The 8,713-nt window shown below is 34.4% G+C and carries 7 protein-coding genes; all 7 read right to left on the minus strand.

Going from position 1 to position 8,713, the window contains the following annotated elements:
- Positions 1–97: 97 nt before the first annotated feature.
- Entirely contained in the window at positions 98–1,336 is a 1,239-nt protein-coding gene (locus ACJRPK_RS10590; RefSeq protein WP_407139872.1) for a M48 family metallopeptidase, read from the minus strand.
- Positions 1,337–1,390: 54 nt separating this feature from the next.
- Entirely contained in the window at positions 1,391–2,194 is an 804-nt protein-coding gene (locus ACJRPK_RS10595) for a TrmH family RNA methyltransferase (protein ID WP_407139873.1), read from the minus strand.
- Positions 2,195–2,226: 32 nt separating this feature from the next.
- Entirely contained in the window at positions 2,227–5,025 is a 2,799-nt protein-coding gene (locus ACJRPK_RS10600; RefSeq protein WP_407139874.1) for an ATP-binding protein, read from the minus strand.
- 274 nt (positions 5,026–5,299) lie between these two features.
- A complete protein-coding gene (gene rplT / locus ACJRPK_RS10605; protein WP_148783708.1) occupies positions 5,300–5,644 on the minus strand; it encodes a 50S ribosomal protein L20 in 345 nt (114 codons plus the stop codon).
- A gap of 110 nt (positions 5,645–5,754) precedes the next feature.
- On the minus strand, positions 5,755–5,952 hold the full coding sequence (gene rpmI / locus ACJRPK_RS10610; protein WP_148783709.1) for a 50S ribosomal protein L35: 198 nt from the start codon (positions 5,950–5,952) through the stop codon (positions 5,755–5,757).
- A gap of 63 nt (positions 5,953–6,015) precedes the next feature.
- Positions 6,016–6,567 carry a translation initiation factor IF-3 gene (gene infC / locus ACJRPK_RS10615; RefSeq protein ID WP_148783710.1) on the minus strand — a complete coding sequence of 184 codons (552 nt, stop codon included), beginning with the start codon at positions 6,565–6,567 and terminating at the stop codon, positions 6,016–6,018.
- A gap of 37 nt (positions 6,568–6,604) precedes the next feature.
- A complete protein-coding gene (gene thrS, locus ACJRPK_RS10620) occupies positions 6,605–8,551 on the minus strand; it encodes a threonine--tRNA ligase (protein WP_407139875.1) in 1,947 nt (648 codons plus the stop codon).
- Between the last annotated feature and the right edge of the window lie 162 nt (positions 8,552–8,713).

An 8,713-nucleotide genomic window follows, 5' to 3' on the forward strand; every position in this document is an offset into this window, starting at 1 on the left:
TGTGTCACAATCAATATTCCCCTCAATTTTTATCTCAAAAACAGATACAGTTAAAAGTACAACTATCCCCGGTAACTACCAAGTATGATACTCCTCATTATTCTCTTAAATTCTTAATTCTTTGCAAAAGAGTTGGGTGTGAGTAATGTACAAAAACCGTTGCTGGATGTGGGGTGAGATTACTGAGATTGTTTTTTGAAAGTTTTTTTAGACTTGCAATAAGAAAATTTTTATTATAGGTTTTTTTTGCAAAATTATCGGCTTGATATTCAAATGTTCTCGATACGATATTCATTAATATTCCGGTAATTTCTGAAATGGGACTAAATAATATTCCAAATGCAATTAATCCGATATGGAACGACGGAATGCTTATTCCAAATGCCTGTGCCAATATTGGGTTATTAATAAATAATGATAATAGCCAAAAGGTGAACCCCGTTAATAGTACTGATAAAATTAAATTGATAATTATATGCCCTTTTTTATAATGCCCTACTTCGTGTGCTAAAACTGCAACAACTTCTTCAGTCGTTAAATCATCTATCAGCGTATCGTACAGCGTAATCCTTTTTTCGGTTCCTAAGCCAGAAAAATATGCGTTTGCCTTGGTACTTCTTTTGGAACCATCAATTACATAAATGTCTTTGAGTTTAAATCCAACGCTATTGGCGTATTTTTCTAATGAATTCCTAAGGAGTCCGTCTTCAAGTGGTGTCTGATTGTTAAATAATGGAACAAAAAGTTTTGCATAGAACATATTCATCAGTATGGTAAAAAAGGCTATAAGTAACCAGGCATAGATCCAAAAGTTATCTTGTGTCAATTGATAGAACCATATAATAAGACTTAACAAACTTCCGCCGACAATAATTAACAAAAGCAAACTTTTAAATTTGTCTAGCAAAAAAGTTTTTTTAGTTGTGGTATTAAATTCAAATTTTTCTTCAATCACAAAAGTTCTGTAATAATCAAAAGGAAATGATAAAAGTTCGCTTGATAGGAGAAGGATGCCAATAAAAAGAAGTCCTTGAACAATGGAATTATCAGAAATACTACGTACTAAACTATCTAAATAAGCAAATCCATTCAAGTGAAGAAATGTAAGTAACAATAGAAGTGATAAAGTGGATGAAATTATTTTGAAACGATAATTGGCGCGTTTATAATCTATAGATTTTTGATGCTCCTCTTCTTTGTAAACATCATCGAGTTCAGAAGGAACAGGGTTATCATATTGTCTTGCATTTAAATAATCTAATAGGGTATCAATTATAAAAACAACAAGAATTATAAGAAGTATAAGATAATAGAATGTCGTGGGTGATAATGGCATAATGTAGGTGTATGGGTTTAAGAATAGGGACGGGAGAATATAGTAAATTTAGATTTAAAAACCACGTTGTCTTTTGGCTTCAAAAATTAATATCCCGGCAGCGACAGAAACATTCATCGAATCGATAACTCCACTCATTGGAATTACAATGTTTTGAGTTGTAGCAGCTAACCATTCATCAGTAAGCCCGGTGGCTTCAGTTCCCATTACTATGGCTGTGGGTTTTGTATAATCTTGATTATGGTAAGGTGCCGAGGCTTGTAGTGCCGCTCCATAGATATTGATATTGTTATTTTTCAAATATGATAGTATTTCTTGATTGGTGCCCGTAGCAATTTGAGTCGTAAAAATACAACCAACACTTGAGCGTATGATGTTGGGATTATAAATATCTGATTTTGGATTAGCAATAAAAACCCCATCAACTTGAGCTGCATCTGCAGTTCGCAGAATAGCCCCAATATTACCTGGTTTTTCTGGAGCCTCGGCAACAAGGAAAAGCGGATTTTTTTTTGAAACCAAAAAATTTGAAATGTGGAGATCTTTACTTTGCGCTACAGCTAAAATTCCTTCGGTAGTATCGCGGTACGCTAATTTTTGAAAGACTTCTTTCGTAATCTCAATAAGCTCTATTGGAGCTGTATGATTCTTGGTAAGACTTTGTATCTCTTCGATAGTGATAATGTCGGTATAATAAAAAATTTGTTTGAGTAGATATCCTCCTTCTATGGCCAAATTAATTTCTCGTTGTCCTTCTATCAAAAAGGATTTTTCTTTTTTCCTCGCACGAGATTTTTCCTTTAGTAACAGTAATGATTTGATCGTGCTGTTTTGCAAGCTTTGAATATATTTATGCATGACAACAAATATACTAAGAGAATCTCAATTAATTATTCTTCTTCCATGGTAGGTTTTAGGTAGAAAAGATATGCTTCAATTTCTTCTAAAATCAAGGGGTAAGTAGCATCAATCTTTCTTTGTAAAAATCTAATTTTCTCTATACTCCCCTCAATATTAATATCAATACTATTTTCGATTTCCTGAAGATAGCTGGCTTCTTTTTCTATTCCAAACAGCTTAAAACTTGATTTAATTTTGTGCGAATAAACTTTAATAAGTTTGTGGTCTTCGCTGCCTATACTAGATTTTAAGGTCATATAATCCTTTGGAGTTTCCTTCAAAAATATTTGAATAATATCATGTATTGTTTGATAATCACCATTAAAAGTTCGCTCTAAAGCTTCAAAATTAGAATACTTTTGTACGGTTACAGGTGAAAGCTTTTGAATCTTTTGACGTCGGTCAAGTAGAATTTTGTTTTTGTAATTCTGCTTATTAGGTTTTAAACTATACAAAATTTCTTTTAAAGCCTTTTCACTAATAGGCTTAGTTAGGTAAAAATCCATTCCTGCAGCAATCGCTCTTTTCTCGGCTTCAGGAAAAACATCGGCAGAGCATGCTATAATTGGAATTTTATTAAAATTCGTGTTTGATGATTTTCGAATAGCTCGTGTAGTTTCAGGACCATCCATGATTGGCATGTGCATGTCCATAAGAATTAAATCATAACGTTGCGCCTGTAGCTTTTCAATTGCAATTTTACCATTATCAACGATATCGGTGGTAATTTTCCAGTTGGCAAAAAGTTGTCGCATAAAAAATTGATTCATCTTGTTGTCTTCGACAATGAGAATCCTCATATCATCCAGATTTAGATTAGGCAGTGTAACATGTACTGCGTTCTTTTCATCTACTAATTTAAGTTCACTTTTCTTGTACTTAATCGTAAATTCAAATTCTGAACCTTCTCCTAAAGCACTTTTGGCTTTCAAATCCCCTTTCTGAAGTTCAATTAATCTTTTAGAAATTGTCAGACCAAGACCAGTTCCTTCAATTTTGTTACTGTCAGGATTATAGGCTTGATAAAAACTTTTGAATATATTTTGGAGTTTATCTTTTCTTATGCCAATACCTGTGTCTAATACTTTAAAACGTAAAACTATAGATTTGTCTGATTCTGTGAGGCATCGTACCTCGATGGTAACAGTACCTTCCTTAGTGAATTTAATTGCATTACCGAGCAAATTGGTTAATATCTGACTCAATCGGTGTTGATCACCAATTATAAATTTTGGAACTGTAGGGTGTATATTGAGTAAGAATTGCAATCCTTTCTCTTCAGCTTTGATTCTAAAACCACGAGAAATTTTATGAATTAGATCGTGAATATTAAAATTGGTTTTATGAATTGTAAGTTTGCCAGCTTCGATTTTGGAAAAATCTAAGATATCATTGACAAGAACCAAGAGGTTCTCAGCAGAAAATTGAATTCCGTCAAGATTTTTTCTATCAACTTTAGGAGTTTTAAAGTCACTTTGCTGTAATATTTTAGTCAATCCCAGGATTACATTTAGAGGCGTTCTTATCTCGTGACTCATATTAGAAAGAAACATAGATTTTGCAGACGCCGATTTTTCTGCGGCTATTTTTGCCTCTCTTATTTCTGTTTCAACCTTTTTTTTCTGGGTAATATCTCTAAAAAAGGCATTAAAAATATGTCCGTTTTTAGTTTTTATAGCTATAAGAGTAAGCTCAACATGTACAGGAACTCCGTTTTTTCTATGTACTATAGTTTCAACTCGTTTGTTAATGAGTTGGTCATAGCCCTTGTTTTTATAATTTTGAAAGCTGTTTTTTAATTCTTTTCTTAGTTTATGAGGAACAAATAGATAAATGCTTTTACCCAGAGTTTCTTGTTTTTTTAAACCAAGTATGTGTTCTGCCATCTTGTTCCAAGTTAGAACTGTGGCATCACTGTCCAGTAAAATGATTCCATCCATTGCAGTTTCGAGAACTGTAGATTTGAGATGCTCACTATCCTTTAACTGTTCTTCAACTTTCTTCTTAGAAACAATTTCTTTGCTTAGTTGATCATTTATACTTTCAAGACTGTATAATTGTTGATGCAACATTCTTAACATTTCCTGTTTGCTGGGAAAATGTATGAGATCTTCGGACAGAATTTCCTCTGGTATCACGTTTAGAATTGTGGTGAAAGTAGGGGATAGGTGATAGTACTGAAAGAATTTTTTATAAACCTGAAGGTATATAGTTAATGTTGTAGTAAGACCAACAAATTGCTTTAACGCGTCAAATATTTCATTGGACGCAGACAGTAGTTGTTTACGTATACTGATAAAATTTTGAATGGTCTCTTTATAATCAGAATTGAGATGAATGTAGAGTTGATCAAAGTTAAGCATTTCTTCTCTGGTTAGAAGTTCGCTCATTTTATCCAGAATATCTAACAAGAAAACTCTGCACAGCTCATACTCTTGCTGTTTGGAGGGTAAGAATAATATTGAAATATGATGTTGTCTAGTTAATACCGGATATCGATCGACGACCTGAGAACGCAGGGTGGTAATGAAACCAGCAGGATCAGTGTGATGTTTTTGATAAAATTTTTCAAAGGACAGATAAAGTTCAGGAAAGTTTGAAAGTTTATGTTCCATTTCTAAACGTCCAAAAGCTCTCACTTTATTTTTCAGATTTGATGATAGTGGGTTTAATGAATTAGATAGTCTTGTTAAGTAATTGATCAACGCCGTAACTTCTTTCTCCAACGATGATTTCGGAGCAGAAGGTTGTCTTTTTTTAAGGATATTTTTAATCCACGTAGGCGTCATCCATTGGTTGATTGAAAGGGTTAAGAGATAAAAGAGTTACATGTTATACTTTAAACAATTTGATAATTGAAACTCGATTAAAAAAGCATACTTTAATTACGTGCTTTCCATACTTTTAATAAAAGTAGTAAAATAACTCACATAGCATAATTTTTTATAGACAAAATACATAATTTATCGACAAACAACACAAATAATTAACATTTAGGCAAAAAAAATCCGCCTTTATGGCGGATTTCTTATAAGTGAGAGTATTATTATTAATATAAAAAAATTACTTTACTTTATTTACAATCGCTTTAAAAGCTTCAGGATTGTTCATAGCTAAGTCTGCTAGAACCTTACGGTTAAGCTCAATTCCATTAGCTTTAACTTTTCCCATAAATTGTGAATAAGACATACCATACAAACGAGCACCCGCATTGATACGAGTGATCCATAATGCACGGAAAGTTCTTTTCTTATTTCTACGGTCTCTATACGAATATTGCATCGCTTTGTCAACCGCATTTTTTGCTACTGTCCAAACGTTCTTACGACGTCCAAAATAACCTTTTGCTTGCTTAAGAACTCTTTTTCTTCTAGCTCTCTTTGCAACTGAATTTACTGATCTTGGCATAATTTAATGTTTTAGTAGTTGGCGGATCCTATGATCACTTTGAGTATACTGTTGTACGAGTATACGCCTAACTCCTGGGTTTATAATAATTCAACCGAATTAAAGAATTCTTACTTTAAGCGTAATTGTTCTTTAATATTATTCTCATCACTCTTGTGCACCAATGTTGTGTGCGTTAAAGCAAGTTTACGCTTTTTAGACTTTTTCGTTAGAATATGACTTTTAAAAGCATGCTTTCTTTTGATTTTACCAGTACCGGTAAGCTTAAATCGCTTTTTGGCGCTGGATTTCGTTTTCATCTTAGGCATTGTATCCTGGTTTTTATAATAATCTCACTTATTATTGTTACTTATTCTTTGAAAGAATAAGATCTATTTTGTTTTTTTTGGTGCGATAAACATAATCATACGTTTACCTTCCAATTTTGGCATCTGTTCAACTTTACCATATTCTTCTAGCTCCTGAGCTAACTTTAATAGCAAGATCTGTCCTTTATCTTTAAAGATGATAGAACGACCTTTAAAGAAAACATATGCTTTCAATTTGGCACCTTCACTAAGAAATTTTATCGCATGCTTTTTCTTGAACTCATAATCGTGCTCATCAGTATTAGGACCAAACCTAATTTCCTTAATGACTACCTTGGTAGTTTTAGCTTTGATGGCTTTATCTCGTTTTTTCTGCTCGTACAAGAATTTTTTATAATCCATGATTTTACAAACAGGAGGCTCCGCCTTAGGCGAAATCTCTACGAGGTCTAATTCTTGTTCTTCAGCAAGCGCAAGTGCTTTTTTGATAGGGTAAACACCTACTTCGACATTCTCACCAACTAGACGCACTTCTTCGACACGAATTTTGTGGTTAATTCTGTGAGCGTCTTCTTTATTGACCCTTAGTGGTTTTTGGGATCTTCTTCTTCGTATTGCTATGACTTTAAGATTTTAGTTAAACTTATTTTACTTATACGTTAAACGGTTTGAGCGTTTTTTTTATTTCTTCAGATATCATTTCAGAAAATTCAGTTACTGTTAATGCTCCTAAATCTTCACCTCCATGTTTTCTTACAGAAATAGTGCCATTCTCTTCTTCTTGCTCTCCTACAATAATAATATAAGGAGTTTTGTTCATTTCTGCTTCTCTGATCTTTTTACCGATCGTTTCATTTCTGTGATCTGTAAGGGCGCGAATTTCGGCATTTTCTAACAAATTTAAAACTTTTTCGGCGTATTTTTCATATTTCTCACTGATAGAGAGTATAATAGCTTGCTCAGGCATCAACCAAAGAGGGAAATTACCTGCAGTATGCTCTAAAAGTATAGCAATAAAACGTTCCATACTACCAAAAGGAGCACGATGAATCATTACCGGACGATGCATTTCATTGTCACTACCTTTATAAGTAAGGTCAAAACGCTCAGGTAAATTGTAGTCTACCTGTATTGTTCCCAATTGCCAGCTTCTTCCTAAAGCATCCTTCACCATAAAGTCCAGTTTAGGTCCATAAAAGGCTGCTTCGCCTGTTTCAACGACATAGTCAAGACCTTTATCCTTGGCTGCATTGATAATTGCGTTTTCTGCTTTCTCCCAGTTGTCAACGTCACCTATGTATTTATCCGGATTATCCAGATCTCTTACAGATACTTGTGCGGTAAAGTTTTCGAATCCTAACGATCCAAAGACATAAAGCACCAGGTCTATTACTTTTTTAAACTCCTCGTCAAGTTGATCCGGTGTACAAAATATATGAGCATCATCCTGAGTAAAACCTCTAACTCGTGTGAGACCGTGTAGTTCTCCACTTTGTTCATAACGATACACCGTTCCAAATTCGGCATAACGTTTGGGAAGATCTCTATAGGACCATGGGCCGCTATTGTAGATCTCACAATGGTGTGGGCAATTCATGGGTTTTAACAAAAACTCTTCTCCCTCTGCAGGTGTAGCAATTGGTTGAAAGCTGTCTTCACCATATTTTTCATAGTGCCCGGAGGTTACATATAGTTCTTTTTGACCAATATGTGGCGTCACCACCATTTCGTATCCGGCCTTTTTTTGTGCCTTCTTTAAAAATTGCTCTAAGCGCTCTCGTAGTGCAGCACCTTTAGGAAGCCACAATGGAAGTCCTTGACCAACTTTTTGAGAAAAAGTAAAGAACTGTAGCTCTTTACCAAGTTTTCTATGATCCCTCTTTTTGGCTTCTTCGAGTAATTCCAGATATTCTTTTAATTCTTTCTGTTTAGGAAAAGATGTGCCATAAACTCTGGTAAGTTGAGGATTGTTCTCATTACCTCGCCAATACGCTCCGGCAACACTCATTATCTTTACAGCCTTAATAAGACCTGTATTTGGGATATGTCCACCACGACACAGATCTGTAAAGGTGTCATGATCACAAAAAGTAATTGTCCCATCTTCAAGATTTTCAATCAGCTCTACCTTATATTCATTACCCTCTGTACGATATTTGTCCAATGCTTCATCTTTGGATACAGATCGCATGATGAAATCATGTTTACCACGAGCGATCTCCAACATCTTTTTTTCAATAGCCGGGAAATCTTTTTCAGAAATGGTTTCATCACCCAAATCCACATCATAATAAAACCCGTCTTCAATTGCAGGACCTATAGAAAGTTTTACACCCGGATAAAGCTCTTCAAGTGCTTGTGCCAGAACGTGAGAAGTGGAATGGCGAAAAGCCGTTTTGCCTTCAGCATCTTTCCAGGTATATAAAACCAAATTGCCGTCGGTGGTAAGTTCGGTGGATGTTTCAATAGTGGTGTTGTTGAATTTGGCAGAAATAACGTTTCTGGCAAAACCTTCACTAATGTCTTTAGCAACCTCCATAGCAGTGATTCCGCTATCAAATGCTCTAACCGAGCCGTCTGGCAATGTAATATCTATCATGTAAATTTTATTAAAGCCACAAAGATAGCACGATAATAAAACTCATACAATAATATATAGGACAATAATAAGTATAAAGGTGTATTTCTTTTTATAGATTATTATTGATGGCCCCAATTCGGGCTATTTGTTACAATTCCTCGCTTTGGGCTGCGGGATTTC

It is taken from the genome of Aquimarina sp. 2-A2 (assembly GCF_045505135.1).
Classification (GTDB): domain Bacteria; phylum Bacteroidota; class Bacteroidia; order Flavobacteriales; family Flavobacteriaceae; genus Aquimarina; species Aquimarina intermedia.

Coding starts and splice junctions, on each gene's coding strand:
- ACJRPK_RS10590 (WP_407139872.1), bottom strand. CDS start 1,336: ATGCCATTATCACCCACGACATTCTATTATCTTATACTTCTTATAATT.
- ACJRPK_RS10595 (WP_407139873.1), bottom strand. CDS start 2,194: ATGCATAAATATATTCAAAGCTTGCAAAACAGCACGATCAAATCATTA.
- ACJRPK_RS10600 (WP_407139874.1), bottom strand. CDS start 5,025: ATGACGCCTACGTGGATTAAAAATATCCTTAAAAAAAGACAACCTTCT.
- rplT (WP_148783708.1), bottom strand. CDS start 5,644: ATGCCAAGATCAGTAAATTCAGTTGCAAAGAGAGCTAGAAGAAAAAGA.
- rpmI (WP_148783709.1), bottom strand. CDS start 5,952: ATGCCTAAGATGAAAACGAAATCCAGCGCCAAAAAGCGATTTAAGCTT.
- thrS (WP_407139875.1), bottom strand. CDS start 8,551: ATGATAGATATTACATTGCCAGACGGCTCGGTTAGAGCATTTGATAGC.